Origin of the sequence: Pseudomonas sp. GL-RE-26, from assembly GCF_019956275.1 — a bacterium.
GTDB classification, from domain to species: domain Bacteria; phylum Pseudomonadota; class Gammaproteobacteria; order Pseudomonadales; family Pseudomonadaceae; genus Aquipseudomonas; species Aquipseudomonas grandcourensis.
The window spans coordinates 1-23,947 of the sequence record NZ_JAHBDI010000004.1 but is presented as its reverse complement, the minus strand read 5'-3'; the positions used below and the strand labels follow the sequence as shown (position 1 = coordinate 23,947).

General features: G+C 61.6%; 25 protein-coding genes. 10 read left to right on the top strand and 15 right to left on the bottom strand.

All coding sequences use genetic code 11. The features are described from left to right. Nucleotides 1–64 precede the first annotated feature (64 nt). Both KGB07_RS02730 and KGB07_RS02725 read right to left on the bottom strand, forming a co-directional pair. Entirely contained in the window at nt 65–1,468 is a 1,404-nt protein-coding gene (locus tag KGB07_RS02730) for a sensor histidine kinase (RefSeq protein WP_223464457.1), read from the bottom strand. Continuing rightward, nucleotides 1,446–2,129 carry a response regulator transcription factor gene (locus tag KGB07_RS02725; protein ID WP_046043625.1) on the bottom strand — a complete coding sequence of 228 codons (684 nt, stop codon included), beginning with the start codon at nt 2,127–2,129 and terminating at the stop codon, nt 1,446–1,448. The genes KGB07_RS02730 and KGB07_RS02725 overlap by 23 nt, the downstream gene beginning before the upstream one ends. 175 nt (nt 2,130–2,304) lie before the next feature. Here KGB07_RS02725 and KGB07_RS02720 point away from each other — a divergent pair, with 175 nt between their 5' ends. Continuing rightward, on the top strand, nt 2,305–2,613 hold the full coding sequence (locus tag KGB07_RS02720) for a hypothetical protein (protein WP_080925405.1): 309 nt from the start codon (nt 2,305–2,307) through the stop codon (nt 2,611–2,613). 28 nt (nt 2,614–2,641) lie between these two features. On the opposite strand, the gene KGB07_RS02715 is transcribed toward KGB07_RS02720, so the two are convergent. Then, nucleotides 2,642–3,247, bottom strand: coding sequence for a glutathione S-transferase (locus KGB07_RS02715; protein WP_223464455.1), 606 nt, complete (start codon nt 3,245–3,247; stop codon nt 2,642–2,644). 370 nt (nt 3,248–3,617) lie between these two features. On the opposite strand from KGB07_RS02715, the gene KGB07_RS02710 reads away from it, so the two are divergent. From KGB07_RS02710 to KGB07_RS02700, 3 genes are all read left to right on the top strand, one after another. Beyond that, on the top strand, nt 3,618–4,022 hold the full coding sequence (locus KGB07_RS02710; RefSeq protein WP_007907888.1) for a TraR/DksA family transcriptional regulator: 405 nt from the start codon (nt 3,618–3,620) through the stop codon (nt 4,020–4,022). 235 nt (nt 4,023–4,257) lie between these two features. After that, the gene (locus KGB07_RS02705) at nt 4,258–5,865 is read left to right on the top strand and encodes a methyl-accepting chemotaxis protein (RefSeq protein ID WP_411741523.1); all 1,608 of its coding nucleotides are present in this window, start codon (nt 4,258–4,260) and stop codon (nt 5,863–5,865) included. A gap of 129 nt (nt 5,866–5,994) precedes the next feature. Then, nucleotides 5,995–6,198 carry a hypothetical protein gene (locus tag KGB07_RS02700; protein ID WP_223464453.1) on the top strand — a complete coding sequence of 68 codons (204 nt, stop codon included), beginning with the start codon at nt 5,995–5,997 and terminating at the stop codon, nt 6,196–6,198. A 5-nt stretch (nt 6,199–6,203) separates the two neighbouring features. On the opposite strand, the gene KGB07_RS02695 is transcribed toward KGB07_RS02700, so the two are convergent. The 3 genes from KGB07_RS02695 to KGB07_RS02685 all read right to left on the bottom strand — a co-directional run bounded on the left by KGB07_RS02695 (nt 6,204) and on the right by KGB07_RS02685 (nt 7,207). Beyond that, nucleotides 6,204–6,440 (bottom strand): DUF2789 domain-containing protein, encoded by a 237-nt coding sequence (locus KGB07_RS02695; protein ID WP_015094504.1) that lies wholly within the window; start codon nt 6,438–6,440, stop codon nt 6,204–6,206. A 129-nt stretch (nt 6,441–6,569) separates the two neighbouring features. Then, complete coding sequence (locus KGB07_RS02690) at nt 6,570–6,800, bottom strand: hypothetical protein (protein ID WP_008052572.1); 231 nt, start codon at nt 6,798–6,800, stop codon at nt 6,570–6,572. 158 nt (nt 6,801–6,958) lie between these two features. Continuing rightward, the gene (locus tag KGB07_RS02685) at nt 6,959–7,207 is read right to left on the bottom strand and encodes a hypothetical protein (RefSeq protein WP_080925406.1); all 249 of its coding nucleotides are present in this window, start codon (nt 7,205–7,207) and stop codon (nt 6,959–6,961) included. A gap of 413 nt (nt 7,208–7,620) precedes the next feature. Here KGB07_RS02685 and KGB07_RS02680 point away from each other — a divergent pair, with 413 nt between their 5' ends. The 4 genes from KGB07_RS02680 to KGB07_RS02665 all read left to right on the top strand — a co-directional run bounded on the left by KGB07_RS02680 (nt 7,621) and on the right by KGB07_RS02665 (nt 9,965). Further along, on the top strand, nt 7,621–8,091 hold the full coding sequence (locus KGB07_RS02680; RefSeq protein WP_007986246.1) for a hypothetical protein: 471 nt from the start codon (nt 7,621–7,623) through the stop codon (nt 8,089–8,091). Continuing rightward, nucleotides 8,091–8,294 (top strand): hypothetical protein, encoded by a 204-nt coding sequence (locus tag KGB07_RS02675; RefSeq protein WP_223464451.1) that lies wholly within the window; start codon nt 8,091–8,093, stop codon nt 8,292–8,294. Before KGB07_RS02680 ends, KGB07_RS02675 begins: the two co-directional genes overlap by 1 nt. 118 nt (nt 8,295–8,412) lie before the next feature. Next, nucleotides 8,413–9,426 (top strand): ABC transporter substrate-binding protein, encoded by a 1,014-nt coding sequence (locus KGB07_RS02670; protein WP_046043629.1) that lies wholly within the window; start codon nt 8,413–8,415, stop codon nt 9,424–9,426. A gap of 101 nt (nt 9,427–9,527) precedes the next feature. Further along, complete coding sequence (locus tag KGB07_RS02665) at nt 9,528–9,965, top strand: DUF3995 domain-containing protein (protein ID WP_046043631.1); 438 nt, start codon at nt 9,528–9,530, stop codon at nt 9,963–9,965. A gap of 33 nt (nt 9,966–9,998) precedes the next feature. Here the strand turns inward: KGB07_RS02665 and KGB07_RS02660 are convergent, their stop codons facing one another. The 7 genes from KGB07_RS02660 to KGB07_RS02630 form a co-directional block, all read right to left on the bottom strand. Next, nucleotides 9,999–10,361, bottom strand: coding sequence for a Na+/H+ antiporter subunit G (locus KGB07_RS02660; protein ID WP_046043633.1), 363 nt, complete (start codon nt 10,359–10,361; stop codon nt 9,999–10,001). After that, a complete protein-coding gene (locus tag KGB07_RS02655; protein ID WP_007986253.1) occupies nt 10,358–10,636 on the bottom strand; it encodes a K+/H+ antiporter subunit F in 279 nt (92 codons plus the stop codon). Before KGB07_RS02655 ends, KGB07_RS02660 begins: the two co-directional genes overlap by 4 nt. Then, nucleotides 10,633–11,121: a Na+/H+ antiporter subunit E gene (locus KGB07_RS02650; RefSeq protein ID WP_046043634.1), complete on the bottom strand. Its 489-nt coding sequence runs from the start codon at nt 11,119–11,121 to the stop codon at nt 10,633–10,635. The genes KGB07_RS02655 and KGB07_RS02650 overlap by 4 nt, the downstream gene beginning before the upstream one ends. After that, complete coding sequence (locus KGB07_RS02645; protein WP_223464449.1) at nt 11,118–12,803, bottom strand: monovalent cation/H+ antiporter subunit D; 1,686 nt, start codon at nt 12,801–12,803, stop codon at nt 11,118–11,120. Before KGB07_RS02645 ends, KGB07_RS02650 begins: the two co-directional genes overlap by 4 nt. Continuing rightward, entirely contained in the window at nt 12,800–13,144 is a 345-nt protein-coding gene (locus KGB07_RS02640) for a Na+/H+ antiporter subunit C (protein WP_007986256.1), read from the bottom strand. Before KGB07_RS02640 ends, KGB07_RS02645 begins: the two co-directional genes overlap by 4 nt. After that, nucleotides 13,144–16,062, bottom strand: coding sequence for a monovalent cation/H+ antiporter subunit A (locus KGB07_RS02635; protein WP_223464448.1), 2,919 nt, complete (start codon nt 16,060–16,062; stop codon nt 13,144–13,146). The genes KGB07_RS02640 and KGB07_RS02635 overlap by 1 nt, the downstream gene beginning before the upstream one ends. Before the next feature lie 272 nt (nt 16,063–16,334). Beyond that, on the bottom strand, nt 16,335–17,273 hold the full coding sequence (locus KGB07_RS02630) for a DMT family transporter (RefSeq protein WP_223464447.1): 939 nt from the start codon (nt 17,271–17,273) through the stop codon (nt 16,335–16,337). An 84-nt stretch (nt 17,274–17,357) separates the two neighbouring features. Between KGB07_RS02630 and KGB07_RS02625 the strand changes: the two genes are divergently transcribed. After that, a complete protein-coding gene (locus KGB07_RS02625; RefSeq protein ID WP_046043640.1) occupies nt 17,358–17,921 on the top strand; it encodes a helix-turn-helix domain-containing protein in 564 nt (187 codons plus the stop codon). Between the two features lie 14 nt (nt 17,922–17,935). Continuing rightward, nucleotides 17,936–19,342 (top strand): FAD/NAD(P)-binding protein, encoded by a 1,407-nt coding sequence (locus KGB07_RS02620; RefSeq protein WP_223464446.1) that lies wholly within the window; start codon nt 17,936–17,938, stop codon nt 19,340–19,342. A gap of 777 nt (nt 19,343–20,119) precedes the next feature. Here KGB07_RS02620 and KGB07_RS02615 read toward each other — a convergent pair. Both KGB07_RS02615 and KGB07_RS02610 read right to left on the bottom strand, forming a co-directional pair. Then, nucleotides 20,120–22,369 (bottom strand): Ig-like domain-containing protein, encoded by a 2,250-nt coding sequence (locus KGB07_RS02615; protein ID WP_223464445.1) that lies wholly within the window; start codon nt 22,367–22,369, stop codon nt 20,120–20,122. A gap of 35 nt (nt 22,370–22,404) precedes the next feature. Beyond that, nucleotides 22,405–23,751: a hypothetical protein gene (locus KGB07_RS02610; protein ID WP_046043645.1), complete on the bottom strand. Its 1,347-nt coding sequence runs from the start codon at nt 23,749–23,751 to the stop codon at nt 22,405–22,407. Nucleotides 23,752–23,947 lie beyond the last annotated feature (196 nt).

Here is a 23,947-nt window from a genome sequence, read left to right as displayed (position 1 = left end):
CCTGTTTGTTGAATGAGAAACCGCCTTCGCTGGCAAGCCAGCTCCTACAGAGGGACTACGGTGTTCAGGCTTGAGGAATCAGGCTCTCCTGGCAGTCCAGCACCAGCCGCGCGCCACCCAGTTCGCTGCTGGCCACTTCCAGGGTAAAACCGTGCAGGCTGACAATCGCCGCGACGATGGACAGCCCCAGCCCGAAGCCGCTTTTATGATTGCCCGCCTCGGCGCGATAGAAGCGCTGGAACACCGCTTCACGTTCCGCCTCGGGAATGCCCGGGCCGGAATCGAGCACTTCGATACGCGTGTGCCCGCCATCATTGACCCCGCGCAAGATCACCGCGCCGCCGGGCGGGGTGAATTTGATCGAGTTGCTGAGCAGGTTCGCCACCGCTTCGAACATCAACGCACGGTCGCCATTGAGGGACGGCAATGACGCGGGCAGGTGCAGCTGGAACACCAAGCCGTCGTCTTCTGCCAGTGGCAGGTAGAACTCATGCAACTCTTGCAGCAACGCCACCGGGTCGACTTGCACGAAGCCGGAGCGACGCTGGCGGTCTTCCAGTTCGGAGATCCGCAGCAAGCCACGGAAACGCGCCATCAGCGTATCGGCCTCGGCCAGCACCAAGTCCAGTTGCATGGCCTGCGGCGAGCCTTCGCCGGCTTGCTGTTGCATGCGGTATAGCTGCGCGCGCAGGCGGGTCAGGGGCGTGCGAAGGTCATGGGCGATGTTGTCGCACACACCCTTGACCTCGTTCATCAAGCGCTCGATGCGTTCGAGCATGGCGTTGACGATGGCGGCGAGCATGTCCAGTTCGTCACGCCGATTGGACAGTGGCAAGCGCCGGCTCAGGTCGCCGGCGACGATGGCTTCGGCACTGGCCTGAATCCCGCGAATGCGCCGCAACGGGCGGCGGCGCAGCAAATACCAGCCGACTATGCCCGGCACGATGGTCAGGGTCACCCCCCAGAACAAGGCGTGAAGAATGATTCGGGTCACGGCGAACAATGATCCGTTGTCGCGCACCAGCACCAGCCAGCGGCCGTCGAGGGTGCGGGTCGCCACGGCGTCGCAGCTGTCGGCGGGCAGCGTCTGCTCGTCGCTGTCGTCGGAGGCGTCGCAATCGCGCAGCATGTAGATTTTGCCATCGAGCGGCAAACCGTCCGGAATGTAGCGCAGGGCGCCGCTGAGGTAACGGTGTTGGGCATCGAACAGGCCGTAGGCGTCGATGCCGCGGATGTCGAAGGTCATGCTGACGGCGAGGGCGTCCACCAGTTGCTCGCCAAAGAAGCGCGAAAACAGGTGCTGGCGTTGCATCAGCGAATGCTTGGCCAGGTTGTCCAGGTAAGCGGAAACCTCGTAGTACATGACTCCCATGAGGATCCCGCTCCAGATCACGAACAGCGAACTGTAGAGCGCCAGCAGACGGCTGCTGGAAGAGCGCCAGCCTTTAGACGGGTTCGGCAATGACATAACCCGAGCCTCGCACGGTCCGAATCAGTGGGGCATTGCCAGGTGGGTCGATCTTCTTGCGCAGACGGCCGATGTGTACGTCGATCAGGTTGGTGCCGGGGTCGAAGTGGTAACCCCAGACTTCCTCGAAAATCATCATCCGCGAGAGGATTTGCCCGGTATTGCGCATCAGGAATTCCAGCAGTTTGTATTCGGTGGGCAACAGCGTCAGCAGTTGACCGTCGCGGCTGGCTTCGTGGCTGATCAGGTTCAGCTCCAGATCCGCCACCCGCAGCGTGGTGGCCTGGGCGGTCACGGTGTTCTGCCGGCGCAGCAGGACTTCGACCCGGGCGGCCATTTCATCGGTGGCGAAGGGTTTGGTCAGGTAGTCGTCGCCGCCGGCACGCAGGCCGCGCACGCGCTCATCGACGTCGGACAGGGCGCTGATCATCAGGATCGGCGTGGCCACGCCCATGGTCCGCAGGGTGGTGACGATCGCCAGGCCATCGAGTTCGGGCAACATGCGGTCGAGGGTGATCAGGTCATAGTTGCCGTTGACCGCCCGCTCCAGCCCTTCGCGGCCATTGTCGACCCAGTCGACGTCGAGGCCGTGGCTACTCAGTTCGGCGACAATCTCCCGGGCGGTCACGGCGTCGTCTTCGATGGTCAAGATGCGGGTCATAGGGCTGGCCTGATAAGCAGTTCATTACGAAGTTGCGAGCATTTTGCCAAGAATTGCCCGCGACTTAATAAATTAACTTTCATCTAGCCGGGGTCGTAGTTCGCAACATTGATATCATTGGGCCACAACTTCAATAGGGTGCTGCATCGTGCGTAACTCGATCCGCTGTGGCTGGATGCCGATTTGTCTGTTGCTGTTCAGTGTTTTCAGTTCGCCTGCCTGGGCTGGCAATACACCCTGTTCCGGGAAGAAAGGTGGAATCGATCGATGCGACGGCGATCTGTTCCTGTGTAATGACGGCTCCATCAGTGGCTCGAAGAAAAGTTGCTCGGCAATGTTTGGCGGTAAAAGCCAGGCGCGACCGCAAACGTTGTTCCAGGACACGCAGGGTTGTTCCTGTGGCACCGGTTCGTTTTGTACCGGGCCCAGAGGCGGCGTTTATTGCCTGACCCCCAGTGGCAATAAAAGCTATAAACGCAAATAAACAATGCAGATCAGGCGAAATGACTCTGTCAGTCAATCGGCGTACTGGCAAACACCTCAAGCCCCTCGGCATACTTCGTGAACGCTGCGATTCGCGGAAACTGCGCCGCACTCACCTGGTCCGGCACCACCAGGTTGGTGAAGCTCCAGGCCACTGCCAACGTGATGCCGTCCTGATCAATCGAACCCTCAGTCTTCAGCGGCTGTTTTTCCAGCTCCCGCTCCAGCGCCGAATAGGCTGCCGTCAGTTGTCCTTCGACCCGCTGCACCCAAGGCTCGAATTGAATCTCCTCGGGCCGCAGGTTGCGCTCGTAGTAAAGCTGCACGGATTTTTCGCTGGCGGCCAGGGCCAGGCCGATCAGGCGCAACGCGCGCAGGCGCTGACTCGGCTCGACGGGCATCAGGCTGTTGCCGGCCAGGGTTTCCAGGTAGTCGATGATCAGTGTCGAGTCCATCAACACCTCACCGTCGTCGAGCACCAGGGTGGGCGCCTTGACCACCGGGTTGATCTGCTGGAATTGTTCAATGTGGCGAAACACCGAGACCGATCGATGTTCCAGCGCGATTCCCAGGCATTTGGCAGAAATGGCGGTGCGCCTGACATAGGGCGAGTCCAACATACCGATCAGCTTCATGGTCCTTTCCTTTATATGGCCATTTCGGGAGGGACAACCTTAGCTGAGGTTCGCGGCCCTGCAAATGACCGTGAATAGTGCCCGATGCCAGCCGTTTGTCTTCTATATACAGCCGCTCGATTGAATTTCTTGCTATAAACGCACTCCGATTACCGCCTCAAAGCCTGCCTTAGAGCATTTTCAGGGCTTTGTCGGACAAATTCGCAGTCTTTTCAGTTGCTGAGGCCTCAAGTCGGCCGTAGACTGCCGCCCCTCGTAAATTGAGTGCCGGGTGGCGCTTGGAACAAACGGCGCCTTTCCGATGGCCTGACCAGGTCTGCCGGAACGCTCCCTTATTCGCCTTAATGCACGTTTTTTTATAGAGATATCAATGACCAAGGACAAGTTGCTGGCCATGCCGGCGGATGACTACATGAATGCCGAGCAACACGCTTTTTTCTCCGAGCTGTTGCAGAACATGAAAGTCGAAACCCATGAGCGCATCGAACAGAACCGCATTGCCATCGAAAGCCTGGACACCCCGGCCGATCCGGCAGACGCGGCTTCGGTCGAAGAAGAGCGCACCTGGCTGGTGAACGCGATCGATCGCGACCAGCGCATGCTGCCTCAGTTGGAACAAGCGCTGGAACGCATCAAGGAAGACAGCTTCGGCTGGTGCGACGACAGCGGCGAGGCGATTGGCCTCAAGCGCCTGCTGATCAGCCCGACCACCAAGTACTGCATCGAAGCTCAGGAACGTCACGAGCAAATCGACAAGCACCAGCGTCAGGCCTGATTCTGCGAGGCAGTCCATCAATATGGGCTGTCTTTGAAAAGATCGCAGCCTGCGCCAGCTCCTACGCAATTGAAGTAGGGTGCTGGCGCAGGCTGCGATCTTTGTTTTCTGCCGTCTTCGATTTCCCGGTTCTTCTATTGATCTGCTGCAACGTTCGCGACTAAAGGCTCATGGATAATGGCTTTATGGTGGCGTTTAATGCGAAGACAACAATTAGAAGCTTTACGGGGTGACGATGATGACGAGAGACGGGTCTCTGGTTGCGGCAGTGCCCGCACCCATGCTGTTGCCGAAAAACCGCTGGCTGACGCCAACGCTGCAAAGCATCGCCCTGATGCTGTTGTTAAGTGGCATGACGCTGGGCAAGTGGCCGCTCTACCTTGGCCTGCCCCTGGCCGTATTGATTGTCTGGCTGCCTCGCCTGCGCTCGCGCGCGTCCCCTGAGGCTGCTGCCCCCGCCAACCCCGATGCCATCGGCGAGTTGACTCGCGATCTTTCCTGCACCACCAGCCATAACGCACTGTCAGCCGCCGGTGTGGCGTTTTCGGTTCGGCAACTGGCGGACAAACTGCAATCGCAGCTCAAGGCGGCGGCACAGATCGTCAGCAATGCCGAGGTCATGATCGCCACGGAACAGGCCACCTCGACGCTCAGTCGCCAGGCGCTCAGTGCCGCCAGCGAGGCCCATCAAAGCGGAGTGGTCGGGCGTACGGAATTGATCGAGTCCATTGCGCGCATGCATCAGCTCAGCCAGCGCGCCAGCAACAGCCGTGAACTGATCGAAGCCTTGAGCCTGCGCAGCGATGATATCCAGCGGGTAACCCTGGTGATTCAATCCATCGCCAGCCAGACCAATTTGTTGGCGTTGAACGCAGCGATAGAAGCGGCGCGGGCGGGGGAGCACGGTCGCGGGTTTGCCGTGGTGGCCGACGAGGTTCGCGGGCTCGCCGCACGCACGGCGACCGCTACGGGGGAGGTGGGCGAAATGGTGGCCGACATCCAGCATCGCACGGCGCAGGTGGTGGAGCAGATCCGCCAACTGTCCAGCGACCTGGACTCCGGTGTCGACCAGGTAGAACGCACGGGGCAGCACCTGGAGAACATTGCCCGACTGGCGGCTAGCGTCGAGTCCCAGGTCGGAGAAATCGCCCAAGGGGCAGACATCAACCGTGAGCAACTCGACAGCCTGTTTCACGCCATCGAACAGATGCGCAGCGATCTGGTGGTCAGCGACCAGCAGACTCAGCGCCTGGCCCAGGCGGCGGCGCAAATGGAAGGGCAAGCCGAAACCATCAGCGAGCGTCTTGCCGAAGTGGGGCTGGATGACTATCACCAGCGCATCTATGACCTGGCCCGGGACGCCGCGAGCCAGATTGCAGCGCGTTTCGAAGCGGATATCGATGCCGGTCGAGTCAGTCTCGACGATCTGTTCGACCGCAATTATCAGGTCATCCCCAATACCAGCCCCGCCAAGTACCAGACGCGTTTCGATCGCTACACCGATCAGGTTTTGCCAGCGATTCAAGAGCCGTTGTTACCGCGTCACGAAGGATTGGTGTTCGCCATCGCCTGCACCCAACAGGGTTATGTGCCGACCCATAACAAGGTGTTCAGCCAGCCTTTGACGGGAGATGCGCAGGTCGATGCCTTGCAGAACCGGACAAAACGCAAGTTCGCTGACCGCACCGGGATCCGCTGCGGCAGCCATCAGAAGGCCGTGCTGCTGCAAACCTATACCCGTGATACCGGCGAGTTGATGCACGATCTTTCGGTGCCGATCATGCTCAAGGGCCGGCATTGGGGTGGTTTGCGCCTGGGCTACAAACCGGAAAAGCCGCGCTAGAAACGCCGTGCTACCAGGTGATTGTTGCAAATTCTGCAATTAACCTGTGCAGGGTATTGCTGTTTCCTCGCCGGAAAACTAATTAACATACCTACTAATTAGGTTGCTAATGAAGTTCGGGAGGTCAGCATGCAAGGCAAAGTTGATGTCGCGGTCATGATCGGCAGCAGGGTACCTGCCAATCTTCGCTCCATGGGACGCAAGGTTTGCTGGGTCGTGCTGCTCAATGGCGAACGCCGGGGCACGGCGTTCTCCAGTCGCGACGAAGCGCAAGAGTGCAAGGCCGCCTGGCTGGCGCAATTGAGCGCCGAAACGCCCGGCAGCCTGCATTGAGGTTGTCAGTGGGTCTGGTGCATGCGCAGGTTCAGGTCGTCGACCACCCGCGCCCAGTCGGCGTCTTCGCGAAGTTGTTCCTTGAGGAAGCCGGCCTGTTGCGGTGACCAGAACTCGGCGTCGATGAGTTTCTTGTCGTCAGGCAGGAAATGGCCGGCAATGAAGTCGTCGATCGCTTTCTGGCTGGAGTCCAGGCCGAGTTGGTCGAACAGGCCTTTCAAGTCGTGGGTCGGTGATTCCATCTTCATCTCCTTGCAGGTCATCAGTCGGGTCGAGGGACGAGGCGCACCCTGGATTCGAGGGCGCCGCACCGGTAGGGTTCGATCACGATGTTCAAGTGCAACAATGAGCATAGACCGCCAACCCGACCATCAGGCGTTCAATGCACCCGCATCGACCGCGGCCTTCAGTTCCCGGGCCGATTCCTGGGCCGCAATGGCGGCGACATCCGGGGTTTTGAACCAGCGATCCTTTTCGACCTGGTGATAGGTCACGGTCTTGAGCGGTGGTTTGGCGCGCATGACAATCACGGCCTGGAATTCACCCTCGACTTCTCTGGCTTCACCCCGGATAAAAAACTCGCCGATATCAAATTCCGTCACGTTGCAGACTTCCCTTGGAAATACATTGTTGTCAACGCAACCCGATTTTTTTGCGGATCCGTTTTATTGGGCGGGCAGTATGGCAGCAGTTGCCCGTCGACGGCTGAGATAAGTCGGCGGGCAGACGAAACGTCGATAGAAGCGAGCGCGGTGGGATGTCAACCGTGTGATTCAAGAAACCGGGCGAGGGCACAGGCTTCGTTATGATTAGCTCGGAAACCTCTTACACAGCCTGTAGAAATATCCTTGATGTGAAAGAAGGCGATCCCCGCCATTACCACCTGAAATCGCGGGCGGGGCGGGGCATCGGGAGCCGGTTCATGAAGGCAGAACCGTGTCGGGTGCGGGGTCGGTGCTGGTTTCGAGTCAGGCACCAGGGGATAGGCAAAGTGTGTCAGCGTGCACATATGAAGTCCTTTTCATTGTTTTACCGACGTATGTACGTCGTTTTGGCTAGTCGCCAAGAGCATCGCTGCTCTAGAATCACCCTCACTGGTGGGTGAATGATGTTTATCTAAAGCAATTTTTTGCGGACGATATGTAGGAAAAGTTTTTTTCTTGATGAGATTTTTCCCCGAAGTTGATAGTCCATAATTTTCTGGCAGCAGGAAGGGTGTTTTCCTTCAGCCTGTGACGAACACCAGTCAGGACGACGCGAGTGACGTTCCAGTAGTCTTCTCAATCTTCGTGATGAATGAGTGCACTGCTCATTCAGGGCTTCAACCCGGGTTCTTTGGCTACACCTTCGGCATTGCCGCTTTTTTGGCTGTGCGTTCATTTTTCGCGCACGGCACCATTATTCAGATGTGGGGATGTTTCCTTGGCAGTAAGTAATCTCGATATGCATGCTTTGTTTGTGCTGGGTGATTTGCGCGCAAAGCTGGTCAAGCAGTTTCAGTCACGTTTCGTTTACATCACCGAACAGAACGCTGAAGGCATTTATATTGCCGAAATCGACACCGAATCAGCCCTGGTGGTGGACGATAAGCCCGGACTCAAGCTCAAGGTCGGCGACCATTTCAGCGCGTCCGTGCTGCCCAGTCGCGAAGGCGGCAAGCTGGACATCAAGTTCCGCGACATCAAGCTGACGGTTTACGGAATTGGCGACTACGCCTTCGTGACCACGGCCGACGGCCAGGGGATCGTGTTCAAGGAAGGTCACAGCGTGGTGATGGTGTTCGCTGCCCATCAACAGTTGCAGGAAGGCCTGACCAAGACCCTCAAGGCCGTGACTGCCAAGGCGGCCAAGTGGCGCAAGGGCGAGCTGGTGACCTTCAAGGCCAGCGAGTGATGTCCCTGACCCGCGCCGACTTCCACGAACAGAACCTGGCCAGCGCTCAAGACGAAGCGCGGCGGCTGTTCGGGCAGAAGACCATTCTGCAGGGAACCTGGCTGAACTGGGTGGCGTCACAGCTTTACCAACTGCAACCGGCGCCATACGCCAGCATGGTCAGACGAGAGCTGATACGTTTGCAGGAAACTTGCGAAAACTGATCCACGCACCTCGAAAGCAGCAACCTCTACTACAGTCAGTGGACTGAGTATTCAGAGGCTTTGCGGTCTACTGCCAGGCCATCCTGCTATTGCTGAGAACAGCACGAGGTGCAAAAGCATGAACGGATTTCGACGGTTGCTGGCCGCTGTCCTGGCCACTTTCGGTGTGCTGGCGACACCTGTCCCGGTGTCTGCCGCCCAGGCGCCGATCCACTTCGCCGACCTGAACTGGGAAAGCGGTAGCCTGATTACCGATGTCCTGCGCATCATTGTCGAGAAGGGCTACGGGCTGTCGACCGACACCTTGCCGGGCACCACCATCACCCTGGAAACCGCGCTGGCCAACAATGACATCCAGGTCATCGGCGAAGAGTGGGCCGGTCGCAGCCCGGTGTGGGTCAAGGCGGAAGCCGAAGGCAAGGTCGTCAGCCTCGGCGACACGGTCAAGGGTGCTACCGAAGGTTGGTGGGTGCCGGAGTATGTGATCAAGGGCGATCCGGCCAAGGGCATCAAGCCGCTGGCGCCGGACCTGCGCAGTGTCAGCGACCTGCCGAAATACAAAGACGTGTTCAAGGATCCGGAAGCCCCGACCAAGGGACGTTTCCTCAACAGCCCTATCGGCTGGACCTCGGAAGTGGTCAACAAGCAGAAGCTCAAGGCATATGGGCTGGACGACAGCTACGTGAACTTCCGCAGCGGTTCGGGCGCGGCACTGGATGCCGAGATCAGTTCGTCAATTCATCGTGGCAAGCCGGTGCTGTTTTACTACTGGTCGCCCACGCCGTTGCTCGGCCGCTTCAAGCTGATTCAACTCGAAGAGCCACCGTTCGACGCCGAAGCCTGGAAGACCTTGACCGACGCCGACAACCCCGATCCACGGCCGACCCGTTCCCTGGCCTCCAAGTTGTCGATCGGTGTGTCCACTCCCTTCCAGAAGCAATATCCGCAGATAGCCGAGTTCTTTGCCAAGGTCGAGTTTCCGATCGATCCGCTAAACAAGGCGCTGGCCGAGATGAGCGAGAAACATACACCGCCGCGCCAGGCGGCCGAGGCGTTCATGAAGGCCCATCCGGACGTCTGGCGGGCCTGGCTGTCCAAGGACGTGGCGGATAAAGTCTCCGCCGGAATGTGAGCTGGCGCCGGTATGAGTAATTGGTCTTGCACTCGGCCGCGCACTTCAGGAAAAGCCGACTAGCCTGTTCTGTTCATATCCCTTTCAAGGATCTCTGAACCATGACCCTGTTGTTGGCTCAGTCGCTGGTGACGATCTTCGCCGTGATCAGTCTGGTGCATGTGTATTGGGCGTTGGGTGGCGAGTGGGCGGCGGTGGCGGCGGTCCCGCAGGTACCACAGGAGGGTACTGCGCAACTGAGGCCGGCGTTCAAGCCAAGAGGCTGGATCACGCTGGTGGTGGCCGGGCTATTGCTGTTGATTGCCGTGCTGGTGTGCTTGCGGGTGGGTTGGTGCCTGCCACCCTTGCATCACTGGTCGTTGCAGTGGGTGATCAGCGCGATTGCGATTTTGCTGTTTGCCCGGGCCATTGGCGATTCGGACCTGGTGGGTTTTTTCAAAGAGGTCAAAGGCTCGAAGTTCGCCCGGCTCGACACCTGGGTTTACTCGCCGTTGTGTGTGGTGCTGGGGGCAGGGTTGTTGGCGGTGGCCTGGGTCTGAGACAGGCCGGTCCAGTCAATACTAATCCTTGGTCTAACTACCGCTCTCCGTCCGCCGGCTGCTCACTTCGGCCGGCACATCATCCCCGGCCATGCGTTTGCGAAACAGGGCCGCCCGGGCCAGCAGCAAGGTCGTCACCGGCACGGTAATCGCCAGCAGGATCGGAATCAGCCAGGCGTGCAATACCGGCGCGGACTTGAGCGTCGAAAAGTAGATGATCGAAGCCAGCGCCACGCACCAGGTCCCGAGCGTCGAGGCCAGGGCCGGTGGGTGCATGCGCTGGAAGTAGTCCTTCATGCGCAGCAGGCCCGTGGCGCCGATCAATGCAAACAGGCTGCCGAGCACCAGCAGGATCGCCACCGGGATCTCCACCCACAACGACAATGGCGTATTCATTCGATCACCTCACCACGCAGCAGGAATTTCGCCAGGGCGAAGGAGCCGACGAAACCGAACAGGGCGATCAGCAGCGCCGCCTCGAAGTAGGTGTCACTGGCATAGCGAATACCCAACGCCAGCATCATCAGCATCGCGACGATGTACAGGTAGTCCAGCGCCAGAACCCGGTCCTGGGCCGATGGCCCCTTGAACAGGCGGATCAGGGTCAGGATCATCGCCAGGGAAAAGAAGAACAGGCTCAGCAGGATCGCGTTCGACAGCAACGGGCTCATTCGAAGATCTCCATCAACGGACGTTCGTAGGTCGTCTTGAAGTGCTGGATGAACAGCGCCTCGTCGTCCAGGTCGAAGACGTGCAACAGCAGAATGCTGCGGTCCAGCGCCAGCTCCGACCAGACCGTACCGGGCACCACCGTGGTGATCATCGACAGCGCAGCCAGGCCGTTGGCGTCACGCAAGTCCAGCGGCACCTTGATGAATTGCGAGCGGGGCGGGCGGCGACCGGCATTGAGCACGCTCCAGGCCACGGCGAGGTTGGACACCAGCACATCGCGCCCGACCAGCAGGACCAGGCGCAGGATTACCCAGGGACGACGGATGCGCACCGGCAACGGACGCAGTCTGCGCATCATCAATGGCGCACAGAACCCCAGCGCAGCACCCAGCAGCAGGTTGCCGGGACTGATAGACAGGTTCAGCAGGAGCCACAGCAGCCACAGGGCCAGCGACAGCAGCGGTGCCGGAAACAGGCGCGTCATGGTTGCACCTCCTGCGGGGCCGCTACGGCCGATGGGTTCGGTACGACGCGCGTGTCGAGCACTGCCATCACGTATTGCTGCGGGTTGTACAAGGCATCGGCGGCGGCCTGGGTGTAGCGCAGCAGCGGATCGGCCTTGAAGGTCAGCGCAATGCTCAAGCCCAGAAGGGCGAAGATCGGTACGCATTCCAAGCGTCGCAGCAGGGGCGATGGCCGTTCCGCTGGCGTCCAGAAGCGCTGGATACCCAGGCGCGAGAACGCGATCAGCGATGCCAGCCCGGACACGATCAACAGCACTAGCAGGCCCCACGCGGCGTTGGAAATCGGTGCTTCGCCGCTGTTGCCCAAGCCCAAGGGATTGAGCAGGGCACCGATCAAACCGAGTTTTCCGATAAAGCCCGAGAGCGGCGGCATGCCGATGATCAACAAGGCGCAGGCGATGAAGCTCAGGCCGAGAAACGCCATGGTCCAGGGAATCACCTGGCCGACCACGGCTTTCTGGTCGTCGTCGAGGTTGGTGCCTTTGGGTGGGTGCAGGGATTCCAGTGGCCGGGGCAGCAGTTCGGCTTCATCTTCGAGCAGGATTTCGTTGGCCGAGCGCGAGCGCTCGATCAGTTCGGCCAGCAGGAACAGGGCGCTCAACGCCAGGGTGGAACTGAACAGATAGAACAGCGCCGCGCCGACCAGGTTCGGCTGGGAGAAACCGATGGTCGACAACAGGATGCCCGCTGACACCAGGATGCTCAGGCTGGCCATGCGCTCCAGGCGTTGTGCGGCGAGGGTCGCAATGGCGGCGCAGACGATGGTCGCCATGCCGCCGTAGATCAGCCAGTCGCCGCCAAAGAAAGCCGAAGTCCCGGCCTTGGCGGAGAACAGCAGCGTCCACAGGCGCAGCAAGGTGTAGACGCCGACCTTGGTCATGATCGCGAACATCGCCGCCACCGGGGCGCTGGCCGAGGAATAGGCCGGCACCAGCCAGAAGTTCAGCGGCCACATGCCGGCCTTGGCCAGGAACGCGATGGCCAGGATCCCCGCGCCGGCGTGAAGCAAGCCGCGATCAGCTTCGGACACCAGCGGGATTTTCACCGCCAGGTCGGCCATGTTCAGCGTGCCGGTGACCCCATAGATCAGCGCCGCGCCAATCAGGAACAGCGACGAGGCCAGCAGGTTGATCGAGATGTAATGCAGCCCCGACGACACCCGCGCCCGGCCCGAGCCGTGGAGCATCAACCCGTAGGACGCGGCCAGCAACACCTCGAAGAACACGAACAGGTTGAACAGGTCAGCGGTGAGGAACGCGCCGTAAAGGCCCATCAACTGGATCTGGAACAGCGCGTGAAAACTCGAGCCTGCGCTGTCCCAGCGTGCCATGGCAAACAGCAGGGCACTGACGCCGATGATGCCGGTCAGCACCAGCATCAGCGCCGACAGGCGATCGACCACCAGCACCAGGCCGAACGGCACTTGCCAGTTGCTCGGCAGGTACACACCGATGGAACCGGGCACGCCGGTGGTCTGTGTCCATTGCAACAATGCCAGGGCAATGCCCAGCCCGAGCAGGCTGGAGAACAGATTGATCTTCGCCTTGAGCGGCCGGTGCTTCTCGCCGAGCATCAGCATGATCGCGGCGGTCAGCAGCGGCAGCAGAATGGGTGCGACGATCAGGTGAGTCATCGCCATCATTCCTTGGGCTCCCGGCCATCCACATGGTCAGTGCCGGTCAGGCCCCGGGAGGCCAGCAGCACCACCAGGAACAACGCGGTCATGGCGAAGCTGATGACGATCGCCGTGAGTACCAGTGCCTGCGGCAGCGGGTCGGTGTAGTGCAACAGATCCTGCGGCACGCCGTCTTTGATGATCGGTTCCTTGCCGATGAACAGGCTGCCCATGCTGAAGATGAACAGATTGACGCCGTAGGACAGCAGGCACAGGCCCATGACCACCTGGAACGTCCGTGGGCGCAGGATCAGCCAGACGCCGGACGCGGCCAGTACGCCGATGGCGATTGCGATGACTTCTTCCATCAGATGGCTCCTTTGGCGGCAACGGATCTGGGCTGGGCGGCGGTTTTGTGGCCGCGCACCGATTGGTGGGCGAGGGCGGTGAGGATCAACAGGGTCGAGCCGACCACCACGCCGTACACGCCGATGTCGAAGAACAGCGCGCTGGCCAGGTGAATGTCACCCAGCAGCGGCAACGAGAAATGCCAAGTGTGGGTGGTCAGGAACGGATAGCCGACCAGCATCGCCCCCAGCCCGGTGGCCGTGGCAATCATCAGTCCCGTACCCATCCAGCGCAGTGGCCGCAGGCTCATTTGCGCCTCGACCCACTGCGTGCCGGCGACCATGTATTGCAGGATGAACGCCACCGACATCACCAGCCCGGCGACAAAGCCGCCGCCCGGTTGATTGTGCCCGCGCATGAACAGGTAGAACGACACCACCAGCGCCACCGGCAACAGCAGGCGCACCAGCACCGCCGGCACCATCATGAAGCCGAGGGCGGTGTCGCTGGCGTGGCGCGGGTTGACCAGGTCGGTGACCACGTCCGGGGCGAGCAGGCGTTGCTGGGCCGGTAGTTGAAGGCTTTCTTTCGGTGGGCGGAAACGGCGTAGCAGGGCATACACGGTCAGGGCCACGGCCACCAGCACGGTGATTTCACCGAGGGTGTCGAAACCACGGAAATCCACCAGCATCACGTTGACCACGTTGCTGCCACCGCCTTCGGGCAAGGCGCGACTCAGGTAGAACGAGGAAATGTCGTTGGGGGTCTGGCGCGTCAGCATGGCGTAGGCCAGCAGCGCCATGCCGACACCGACCGAGGTCGACAGCAGCAAGTCGCGGATACGCCGCACCCGCGCTCGACGCAGACTGCCCGGTAACGGCGAGACTTCTTCGATCCGCCGTGGCAGCCAGCGCAGGCCAAGCAGGATCAGCACCGTGGTCACCACTTCGACCGCCAGTTGGGTCAGGGCCAGGTCCGGCGCGGAAAACCAGACGAAGGTGACGCAGGTCATCAGGCCGCAGACGCTGACCATGGTCAGGGCCGCGAGCCGGTGGTACTTGGCCTGATAGGCCGCGCCGAGGGCGCAGGCGATGGCCAGCAACCACAAGGTGACGAACACGATCGACCCGGGAATTTTCGGCCGGTCACCCCAGTGAAGGCTGCTGTGCAGCATGGGGATCAACCCGGCCAGTACGGCGGCGAACACCACCAGGAACAACTGCATTTGCAGGCGCCGGGTGCCAATCCTGGGCTCCAGGCGACGGGCCAGGCGGATGATGGCGACCAGCGCGTATTCGAACAGGTGCTTGCCGTCCAGGCGACCGATGACGGGCAGACGGTCGAAGCGCCCGCGCTTGAATTGATTGCGCAGCAGCAGATAAAGCACGGAGCCGCAGGACAAGGCGATCAGGCTCATGATCATCGGCGCGTTCAGGCCGTGCCAGATGGCCAGGCTGTACTCGGGCAGCGTGCCGCCAACCACCGGTTGCGCCGCCGCCGCGAGCAGCGGGCCGACTATCTGGGCCGGGAAGATCCCCACCAGCAGGCAAGTGAATACCAGCAATTCCACCGGTGCGCGCATCCAGCGCGGTGGCTCGTGGGGCGTGTGGGGCAGGTCGGTCGCGGGCGGACCGAAGAACACATCCACGGTGAAACGCAGGGAGTAGGCGACGCTGAAGGTACCGGCAATGGTTGCCACGATCGGCAAGCTCAGTTCGACCCAGCGCGTGGCATTGATGAACACGGTTTCGGCGAAGAACATCTCTTTGGACAGGAAACCGTTGAGCAACGGCACGCCGGCCATCGAGGCGCTGGCGACCATGGCCAGGGTGGCGGTAAACGGCATCAACTTGTATAGGCCGCTGAGTTTGCGGATATCGCGGGTGCCGCTTTCGTGGTCGATGATGCCGGCGGCCATGAACAACGAGGCCTTGAACGTCGCGTGGTTGAGGATGTGGAACACTGCGGCGACGGCGGCCAGGGGGCTGTTCAAGCCGAGCAACAGGGTGATCAGGCCCAGGTGGCTGATGGTCGAGTAGGCCAGCAATCCCTTGAGGTCGTTCTGGAACATCGCGCAATACGCCCCGAGCAACAGGGTGCAGGCGCCGGCGCCGCTGACGATGTAGAACCACTCTTCACTGCCCGACAGCGACGGCCATAGCCGCGCGAGCAGGAAGACCCCGGCCTTGACCATGGTCGCCGAGTGCAAATACGCCGACACGGGCGTCGGCGCGGCCATGGCGTGGGGCAGCCAGAAGTGAAAGGGAAACTGCGCACTTTTGCTCAGGGCGCCGATCAGGATCAGGGGCAACAGGATCGGGTAGAGGGCATGGGCGCGAATCAGGTTGCCGGCGGCCAGGACCTTGTCCAGGTCATAGCTGCCGACCACATGGCCGAGCAGCATGACCCCCGCCAGCAGGCACAAACCGCCTGCACCGGTCACCATCAGCGCCATGTAGGCACCGCGCCGGGCATCGGCGCGATGGTGCCAGTAGCCGATCAACAGGAACGAGAAGAGGCTGGTCAGCTCCCAGAAAAACACGATCTGGATCAGGTTGCCGGAAATCACCAGCCCGAGCATGGCGCCCATGAAGGCCAGGAAAAACGCGAAGAATCGCGGCACCGGATCGTTCGGCGACATGTAGTAGCGGGCGTACAGCGAAACCAGGGTGCCGATGCCCAGCACCAGCATGGAGAACAGCCAGGCGAAACCGTCCATGCGCAGGACGAAGTTCAGGCCCAGGCTGGGCAGCCATGAAAACTCTTCGCGAATGACGCCGCCATCGGCGATCTGCGGGTACAGGAAGGCGACCTGAAGAGTACCAATCAGGGCGATCAGGCCAGCCAGCAGGGATTCGGCGTTACGTGCATTGTGCGGCAACACGGCCGCCAAACAGCTGCCTATGAAAGGCAGAAGCAGTAGAACTATCAGGGACATAGGCTTCTAATCTGCGGAAGTTTGTGAAGCATTATACGTGCCAGCTCCCGGATCAACAAACGCCAAGCTGTCGCAGAATCCTACACGGTAGACGGAAATGCCCTGATTCACATTGTTTCTGGTTGAGGGGTTCGCCTGTGCCGACGCTTTCGCGAGCAAGCCCGCTCCCACAGTGTCCGCGTCGTTCACAAATTATGTGAACAACTCTGAACCTGTGGGAGCGGGCTTGCTCGCGATGGCGGTCTATCTGGCAATGCAGAGTTTGCGGTTTATCACTGTGTTTCCTGCTCCTGCTCCTGCTCCAGTTCCTGCTCAGCCGCCTTACCCTTGGTCTTCAATTCACTGACAATCACTGCCACTACAATCAACCCGGCCCCGACCAGGGCAATGGCCGGCAAGCGTTCCCCGGCAATGCGCCCGACAATCCCGGCCCATACCGGCTCGCCGGCATAGATCAGCGTGGCGCGGGTCGGTGACACGCTTTTCTGTGCCCAGTTCATTGCCACCTGAATCGCCGCACTTGCTGCCCCAAGTCCCAGCGCGCTGCACAGCAGCAACCAGGAGAAGTCCGGAATCGCCTCGTTGGTCGGCACCACCATCAGGAACGACAGCGCTGAAGTGACCGCCAATTGCACCACCGTCACCCGGCGCACATCGACTTGGCCGGCATAGGTGCTGATCAGGATGATCTCCGCCGCAATGGCCACGGCGCTGATCAAGGTGGCGATTTCACCGGGGCTGAAATTGAACGACGCACCGGACGGCCCGGACAGCAGCATCAACCCGGTAAAAGCCAGCATGATGCCGATGCTCGGCATCAACCCCGGACGCCGCCCCAGCACCAGCCATTGCAGCAACGGCACAAACGGGACGTACAGCGCGGTAATGAATGCCGATTGGCTGCTGGGAATGCTCTGCAACCCGACCGTCTGCAAGCCGTAGCCGAGCATGATCGCCACGCCGATAAACGTCCCGGCCTTGAGTTCGAACAGGGTCAGGTCGCGCAGGTGACGCCAGGAAAACAGGGCGACGATGCTCGCGGCGGCGGCAAAGCGCAGGCCGACGAAAAACATCGGGCCGCTGACAGTCATCGCATGCTGTACCAGCAGGAAGGTACCGCCCCAGACCATCGTGATCAGCACCAGCACGCATTCGGCCTTGCTGAACCTTGTAAAACGGGAGGAAGCCTTTGGGGAGTTCGCCGACGTCATGACCTTGCACGCTACTGGAGGGGGACGCACAATGCGTCGTATGTTGCGCAGTATACTGCCCAACCCCACTCAGTGAGCAATATAGTGCACAAAGATTCTACCCAACGGGCATCGGTCCTCCAGCACGTCAGTCAAAATGTCCGTCGTTTGCGCCATGCCGCCGACCTGAGCCAGACGGCGCTGGCGGAAAAGTCCGGTGTCAGCCGTCGCATGCTGGTGGCGATCGAGGCGGGGGAAAAGAACGTCAGCCTGACCACCCTCGATCGCGTCGCCGAAGCCCTCGACGTCGCCTTCAGTGATTTGATCCAGGCCCCCGACGCCCGGGATCCCAGCCGTATCAATGAGCTGGCCTGGACCGGCACCATCCCCGGCAGCAGGGCGGTGTTGCTCTCCAAGGCCCACGCCAGCCGCGAAGTCGAGCAGTGGGAATGGTGCCTGCAACCGGGCGAGGTGTATCCGTCGGAGCCGGATGCCGATGGCTGGAGCGAGCAGATTTATGTCTTCGAAGGTTGCCTGACCGTTATGCTCGGCGACCAGGCGCAGAATATCGCGGCGGGTGAATTCTTCATGTTCGCCAGTAACCAGCCGCATTGTTATCGCAACGACGGGGCGGTGGCGGCGAAGTTTGTGCGTAATGTGGTGATCTGAACAGGGAGTGCACGATGGGCCAGAGCTTGATCAATGACGCCGACATCCTGATTGTCGGCGGCGGCCTCAGTGGCGCGATGCTGGCGGCGCAGTTGATGCGTTTGCCGGGCCGGCGCCGGGTGCTGGTGATCGAGCCCCGGGCCGAGTTGGGCCGGGGCGAAGCCTACAGCGCGGTGGAACTGGGCCATACCCTTAACGGCAATGCGGCGCGGATGAGTGTCGACCCGGACAACGCCGACGACCTGACCCAATGGTTGACCGAGTACATCGAGGCGGGCGGCTGGCCGGAGTCGGATCAGCAACACGTGCCGATCAGCGAGCTGTTTCCGCCACGGGGGATTTTCGGCCTGTACGCCCGGCAGCGCCTGGCACAAGCGCAGGCGGTGGGCGCCTTGAACGGTTCGACGGTCGAGCATGTGCAGGCCGAAGTGGTCGATTTGCAAGCCGATGCCGACGCCGTGCGGTTGACCTTGAGCGACAGCCGATGCGTGCAGGGCGCTTTTGCAGTACTGGCCACCGGGATGTTTCCCGCCGCGCGCACGCCACAAACCCGGTCCAGCGGCTTGAATGCGGCGGCCCTCGATCCGTGGGACGTGGCGGCCATGCAACGGCTCGATCCGCAATCGACAGTCATGATCATCGGCTCGGGCCTGACCATGGTCGACGCCGTGGTGTCCCTGGAACAGGCCGGGCATCGTGGCCCGATCGAAGTGTTTTCCCGTCATGGCCTGCTGCCCCATGTGCGTCGCCAGCCACCGGCCTGGGTGGACTTTCTCGCCGAGGATCAGAGCATCCGCACACCCCGCCAGTTAATGCGCGAACTGCGTCGGCACTGCCGGGACGCCATCGCCCAGGGCATCGACTGGCAGGCGCCACTGGACACGGTGCGGGCACACATCGGCCGCTTGTGGCATCAGGCGACGGATGTGCAGCGCCGGCAGTTCGTGCGGCATGTGCGGCCGTGGTGGGAAAGCCATCACCACCGCTCGCCACCCTTGAGCGCCGAACTGGTGGAGCGCTTGTATAAAGAAGGGCGGTTGCGTATTCACGCAGCCTCTTACCAGGGCCTTGAGCCATCGCTGAATGGCGAGGTGAGTATTCGCCTTCGACGGCGCGGCGAGGCGCAGACCTGCGTGGTCAGTGGTGCAGCCCTGATCAACTCCAGCGGTATCGAATACGACTGGCGCCGGGTCGCGCGGCCGTTGCCCCGGCAACTGCTCGCCCGTGGCCTGGTCCGACCGGGGCCGTTGGCTCTGGGCATCGCCGCAGAGGTCGATGGCGCGGTCCTGAACGCCGAGGGCCAGCCCGCCAGTCGCCTGTTTGCCATGGGCCCACCGTTGCGCGGCATGTGGTGGGAAAGTACCGCCGTCACCGATGTGGCGAGCCAGGCCAAGGCGTTGGCCGGGCGGCTGGTGGGCTAGTCGTCCCTTTAACACACCGCGCAGTCAGCGCCTCTTGCCAGTGTGCCACTGACGGGACTCGTCGATCAGGTTGTGGGTCTGAGTGCATATCCGTTTCCTTAGTAACGGCTTCTTATGGTTTCGCCCTTACGGCGAGTCCCTTTTGGCAGACGCCCCAAAAGGAACCAAAAGGTCTCGCCCCGAACGTACGGCCCCTCGCTTGGGCTCGGGGTTCCTTCGCTCCGGCATTCATCCGGGGGCATCGCCTCCGGTCGGCTTCGCTCGACCTCCTCTCGATGTGTTCGGCTTCGCCGAACGGCGCTGCGCGCCTACCCCCGGATGAACGCCTCCACTCAGCCTTCCGAGGGGGCGGGTGGATCAAGATCAAAAGCTGCAGGCGAGCTAACGCTCGGCCTGATGAGTGGTGAAGAGCATTGGTGTACGCCGCTCTGCCTTTGCTTTTCTGTAGGCGCGACGGTGCGGCGATCCGACCTGCTCGCGATGGGGGCCTGCCAGCCGATCGAAATCTTTCAAGTGTACTGAGTACCTGTGGGAGCGAGCTTGGTCCGGGCGGCGTTCCGACGATGGCGGCTTACGAGCCAACCATTCACTTGCAGTTGTCCCAGCCCATTGGATTGAGCTTGGTTGGGCACTGCTCCAGTGATGGTAGCCAGACCACCGCTGGGTTGCTTCCATCAATGCACTCGGTAAAAAAAACCGCGGCCCCCACCCGAGGCCGCAGTTATCCATAGGGTTCAAGCCTGCCCCATCAACCAACGTGGCTAATGGGGCGCAGGCTTAGTTGGCGATCACCGGCACCGTCCGCACGGAGCCTTGGGACGAGGTGATCGTGGCGGTCGGGTTCGCCGACGGAACGACCGTGGTGGTGTTGTTCACCGTCAACCGCCAGCGACCGTTCACCGGTACGGTGGTGGTGCCCAGGGTGACCAGCCCGGTCGGCGTGGTGACCTTGATGGTGATGGTGTTGCCGGTGGTCACCGATGAGGTGCCGGCAAAGTTCCAGGTGAAGCGGTTATTGGAGCGGGCGCTCACCGTTGCGGTGGTCACTGCGAAGGTTTCCGCAGCAGGGCGTGGCGAGACCTGCACCGTGACCGTGGCCGGCGACGTCGACTGGGCGCCGAAACTGTCCCGGGCGATGTAGGTGAAGGTTGTGGTGAAGGCCGTGGTGAAGGTGGCCGGTGGGGTATAGGTGAGCACCGTGCCGTTACTGCTGACGGTGCCGCGATTTGCCGGTGGCTGAGTGAAGCTGGCGACCGAGAGTGGCACATTGCCTTCTGGGTCGGTGTCGTTGGCCAGCACGTTGATTGGAATCGCCACACCCAGTGTCGTGACGGCATCGGCGACTGCCACCGGAGGCCGGTTAGGCGCCACGGTAATGGTCACGGTTGCCGCTGTCGTCGAGGCCAGGCCTTTGACGTCCTGGGCCTTGTAGGTGAAGGTCGTGGTCAGTGGCGCGTTGACGACAGCGGGAGGGGTGTAGACCACCGCCGTAGTGCCGCTCAATGCCACGGAGCCCTGGTCGGTGGCCGGTTGGGTCAGCGCGGTAATGCTTAGCGGCGTATTGCCGTCCGGGTCCCTGTCGTTGGCCAGCAGGTTGAGGGTGATCGGCACGCCGAAGCTGGTGCCGCCGGTATCGGCGACGGAGATCGGTGCCTGGTTCGCACCGGTGTCCGGCGCCGTGCCCACGACGACAACGGGCTCGGTGTCACTGCCGCCGGCGGCGGATTTGACCGTAACGGTTGCAGGGGGTTGGGTCAGGTCAGCCACCGTCAGGCGTTGCAGGATTCCGGTTTTCGACAGCCGCCCGTAACCTTGGGCGACCATGTCCGGTACCACCACTTCGTCCGTGGAGGTGGCCTCGATCAGCAGGCTGTGGTTGCTCCAGCTGTAACGGGCGGTCTGGATTTTCACCACGTCCGAGAGCTTGCTCGACACCGCGGTCGGGCGGGTGGTCCCGGCGGGGTTGGTGGCGGTGACTACCACGACCGGCGGCACCGTTCCGTTGGCCAGCAGATGCTGGGCGAAGAACACGCCGTTGTTGTCGCTCACCATGTTGGTCTGGCAAGGCGACACAGGCGGGCCGGGGACCAGGGCAATGCTTTCGCGAAAGCACAGGGTCGAACCGTTGGCGGCTTTGGCAAACACTTCGACCCGGGTGTTGTTGCCGCCGGTGCCGGCTATGCGGCGGTAGGTGGCACGGGTCATGTCCACCGCGGTTTGCGCGCGGTTGTCGAGCACCTTGCCGGACAGGGTGAAGAGGTTGGTCTGGAGGGTCCCGGCCGGACCCTGGATGCGCACGAAGTTGGTGTTGTTGGGGCTGCCGGTCACGGCTTCGGTGAGGTTGGGGTCGCCGACGAAGGTTTCGACAGCGCCGGTGTCCGGGTTCACCTCGGTGTAGGGGCCGTTGACGCTGCGCAGGAACGGCCCGATCGCACCGTTGACCGCACCGCTGAAAACCCCCAGCGCACCGATGCCGACGTCCCTGGTGATGTTGATCGCCCGGCGGCCGGGGGTGGTGACGTTGACCGTTTCCACGCCATAGGGATGGGTAATGGTGTAGGTCCCGGCAATGGGAATGTTCACCCGCAGACGAATCCGCGCGAAGCTGATCTGGTCGCCATCGAGCGGGTTGCCGCCGGCAAATGCAGCCTCGATCCCGGCGACATAGGCGTCCATACCGTAGCCGGCGGTGTTGTTGGGGATGCTGGTCTCGGCAAGGAACCAGAAGGCTTCGTCTGGCCAGTTATCCGGGAACACCATCGGCAGGGTGTCGTCGAAAATGCCCGGCGTCGGCAGCAGGGTGCACATGTAGGCCGGTGGCACGCTGGCTCCCACCCGCGAACTGGCGGCGCGTGACTGGCACAGCTCCATCGACAGCAGATTCTTGTCCTGGTACCAGATCGGGAATTTCCCGGTGGCAAAGGTGTAAGGGCCGGGATCGACGGCGGCGAGTTGCGCGAAAGCACTGCCGGTGAGCGATAGAGTCAGTCCCAGGGCGTTGAGCGCCAGGCGTGGCCGTTTGTTCATGATGCCTCCTGATGAGGATCTGGGCATGTGGGCGTTCATTGCACGATGACCACTTCTTCGGTATCGCTGCCGCCATTGGAGGACGACACACGAACCTGGGCTGGCGGAATCGGCGAGATGCCGGTGGCCAGGCTTTTCACTGCGCCGTCACCACTCAGGGCGCCGATGGCGATGCCGGTGCCGGAGGTAGCGGTGAGCACCGGTGGCGACGTTTCATCACTGGTGGAGGCCACGATGGTGATTTGCCCGGTGCTCAGGCTGTACTCGGCGCGTGAGATCGTCACCAGGTCGGTCAGCGGCATGGGCAGGGTTGTCGGCGTACTGCTGGCGATGGCCAGGTGGTTGTCGGCGGTCACCTGCAAGGTGCTCGGCAGCGTCGGATTGTTCGGCGACTGCGCATACCAGTGGCCGGTGGTGTTCGCTTCGGTGAAGTTCAACACCGGATTGTTGCTGTCCAGGGTCACGGTGGCCGGTGGCGGCGGGGCCATCACGAACACGTCCTGTTGGGCCACCGGGGCGCTGGTGCCAGCTTGTCGCGAGTAGGTGCTGCGCTCGGCGATTACCGGGGTCGGCCGGACTACCTTCGACAACTTGCCCGATACGGCGAAGAGGTTGGTGCGCAAGTCCAGGCCATTGGGGCCTTCGATGCGCACGTAGTTGGTGTTGAACGGGCTGCCGGTGACGGCTTCGGTGAGGTTCGGATCGCCAACGAACTGTTCGGCCTGGCCAGTGCTCGGGTTGGTCTCGGCGTAGGGGCCATTGACGCTGCGCAGGAACGGCCCGACGTCGCCCTTGAGCGCGCCATTGTAGGTTTTTGGCGCACCGATACCGATGTCCCGGGTCATGTTGATCGCCCGCCGGCCGGGAGTGTCGACGTTGAACACTTCGACGCCGTAGGGGTGGGTGATGACGTAAGTGCCGGCGGTGGGCACGTCGATGCGAACACGAATACGGGCGAAGCTGATCTGGTCACCGTCCAGTGGATCCCCACCACTGAAGGCTGCTTCGAGCGCCGAGACATAAGTCAGGTCAATGCCTCGGGCGGCATCGACAATGGTCGTTTCGCCAGTGGCCCAGAACGCTTCGTCGGGGAAATTGGTCGGGAAGACCAACGGTTGGGTGTCATCGAAAATGCCGGGATTAGGGATCAGCGAGCACATGTAAGTCGGGGCGCCTGGTGCGCTGGAAACCCTGGAACTGACAGCCTTTGATAAACACAGGTCAAGGGTTCGGCCATGGCTGTCTTGATACCAGGAGGCGAAGTTGCCATTGGCTGGCAGGTAGGGTCCGGGATCTACGGCAAACAGCGCTGCCTGGGCAATGCCTTGGGCTAGAGCGGTGATAACCAGGGCAGTCGCGGTTTTGCACAGTAACGGGTGCATGAGTATTCCCTCTGTCGAAGTACCTGCCCCTTGGGGTGGGCCAGTTGGCATGGGTGTTTGGCAACTTCCATACCAATCGGCGAAAACGCCCGTAAGAAGCCCGCAGTAAAGGCCTTGGCGCAATCGTTGGCGGCAAATCCGGACGTTATGGCGCGGGCAACTTTCCCCGACTATGGGGGGGCGGTGCCGCGGGGCG

Bases quoted from the DNA above. Each gene is read 5' to 3' on its own strand.
- KGB07_RS02725 (WP_046043625.1), bottom strand. From the start codon at position 2,129: ATGACCCGCATCTTGACCATCGAAGACGACGCCGTGACCGCCCGGGAG.
- KGB07_RS02620 (WP_223464446.1), top strand. From the start codon at position 17,936: ATGGGCCAGAGCTTGATCAATGACGCCGACATCCTGATTGTCGGCGGC.
- KGB07_RS02715 (WP_223464455.1), bottom strand. From the start codon at position 3,247: ATGAAGCTGATCGGTATGTTGGACTCGCCCTATGTCAGGCGCACCGCC.
- KGB07_RS02705 (WP_411741523.1), top strand. From the start codon at position 4,258: ATGATGACGAGAGACGGGTCTCTGGTTGCGGCAGTGCCCGCACCCATG.
- KGB07_RS02630 (WP_223464447.1), bottom strand. From the start codon at position 17,273: ATGACGTCGGCGAACTCCCCAAAGGCTTCCTCCCGTTTTACAAGGTTC.
- KGB07_RS02635 (WP_223464448.1), bottom strand. From the start codon at position 16,062: ATGTCCCTGATAGTTCTACTGCTTCTGCCTTTCATAGGCAGCTGTTTG.
- KGB07_RS02675 (WP_223464451.1), top strand. From the start codon at position 8,091: ATGTCCCTGACCCGCGCCGACTTCCACGAACAGAACCTGGCCAGCGCT.
- KGB07_RS02700 (WP_223464453.1), top strand. From the start codon at position 5,995: ATGCAAGGCAAAGTTGATGTCGCGGTCATGATCGGCAGCAGGGTACCT.
- KGB07_RS02695 (WP_015094504.1), bottom strand. From the start codon at position 6,440: ATGGAATCACCGACCCACGACTTGAAAGGCCTGTTCGACCAACTCGGC.
- KGB07_RS02610 (WP_046043645.1), bottom strand. From the start codon at position 23,751: ATGCACCCGTTACTGTGCAAAACCGCGACTGCCCTGGTTATCACCGCT.
- KGB07_RS02645 (WP_223464449.1), bottom strand. From the start codon at position 12,803: ATGATGGCGATGACTCACCTGATCGTCGCACCCATTCTGCTGCCGCTG.
- KGB07_RS02650 (WP_046043634.1), bottom strand. From the start codon at position 11,121: ATGACGCGCCTGTTTCCGGCACCGCTGCTGTCGCTGGCCCTGTGGCTG.
- KGB07_RS02685 (WP_080925406.1), bottom strand. From the start codon at position 7,207: ATGTGCACGCTGACACACTTTGCCTATCCCCTGGTGCCTGACTCGAAA.
- KGB07_RS02665 (WP_046043631.1), top strand. From the start codon at position 9,528: ATGACCCTGTTGTTGGCTCAGTCGCTGGTGACGATCTTCGCCGTGATC.
- KGB07_RS02720 (WP_080925405.1), top strand. From the start codon at position 2,305: ATGCCGATTTGTCTGTTGCTGTTCAGTGTTTTCAGTTCGCCTGCCTGG.
- KGB07_RS02640 (WP_007986256.1), bottom strand. From the start codon at position 13,144: ATGGAAGAAGTCATCGCAATCGCCATCGGCGTACTGGCCGCGTCCGGC.
- KGB07_RS02615 (WP_223464445.1), bottom strand. From the start codon at position 22,369: ATGAACAAACGGCCACGCCTGGCGCTCAACGCCCTGGGACTGACTCTA.
- KGB07_RS02655 (WP_007986253.1), bottom strand. From the start codon at position 10,636: ATGAGCCCGTTGCTGTCGAACGCGATCCTGCTGAGCCTGTTCTTCTTT.
- KGB07_RS02660 (WP_046043633.1), bottom strand. From the start codon at position 10,361: ATGAATACGCCATTGTCGTTGTGGGTGGAGATCCCGGTGGCGATCCTG.
- KGB07_RS02710 (WP_007907888.1), top strand. From the start codon at position 3,618: ATGACCAAGGACAAGTTGCTGGCCATGCCGGCGGATGACTACATGAAT.
- KGB07_RS02730 (WP_223464457.1), bottom strand. From the start codon at position 1,468: ATGTCATTGCCGAACCCGTCTAAAGGCTGGCGCTCTTCCAGCAGCCGT.
- KGB07_RS02670 (WP_046043629.1), top strand. From the start codon at position 8,413: ATGAACGGATTTCGACGGTTGCTGGCCGCTGTCCTGGCCACTTTCGGT.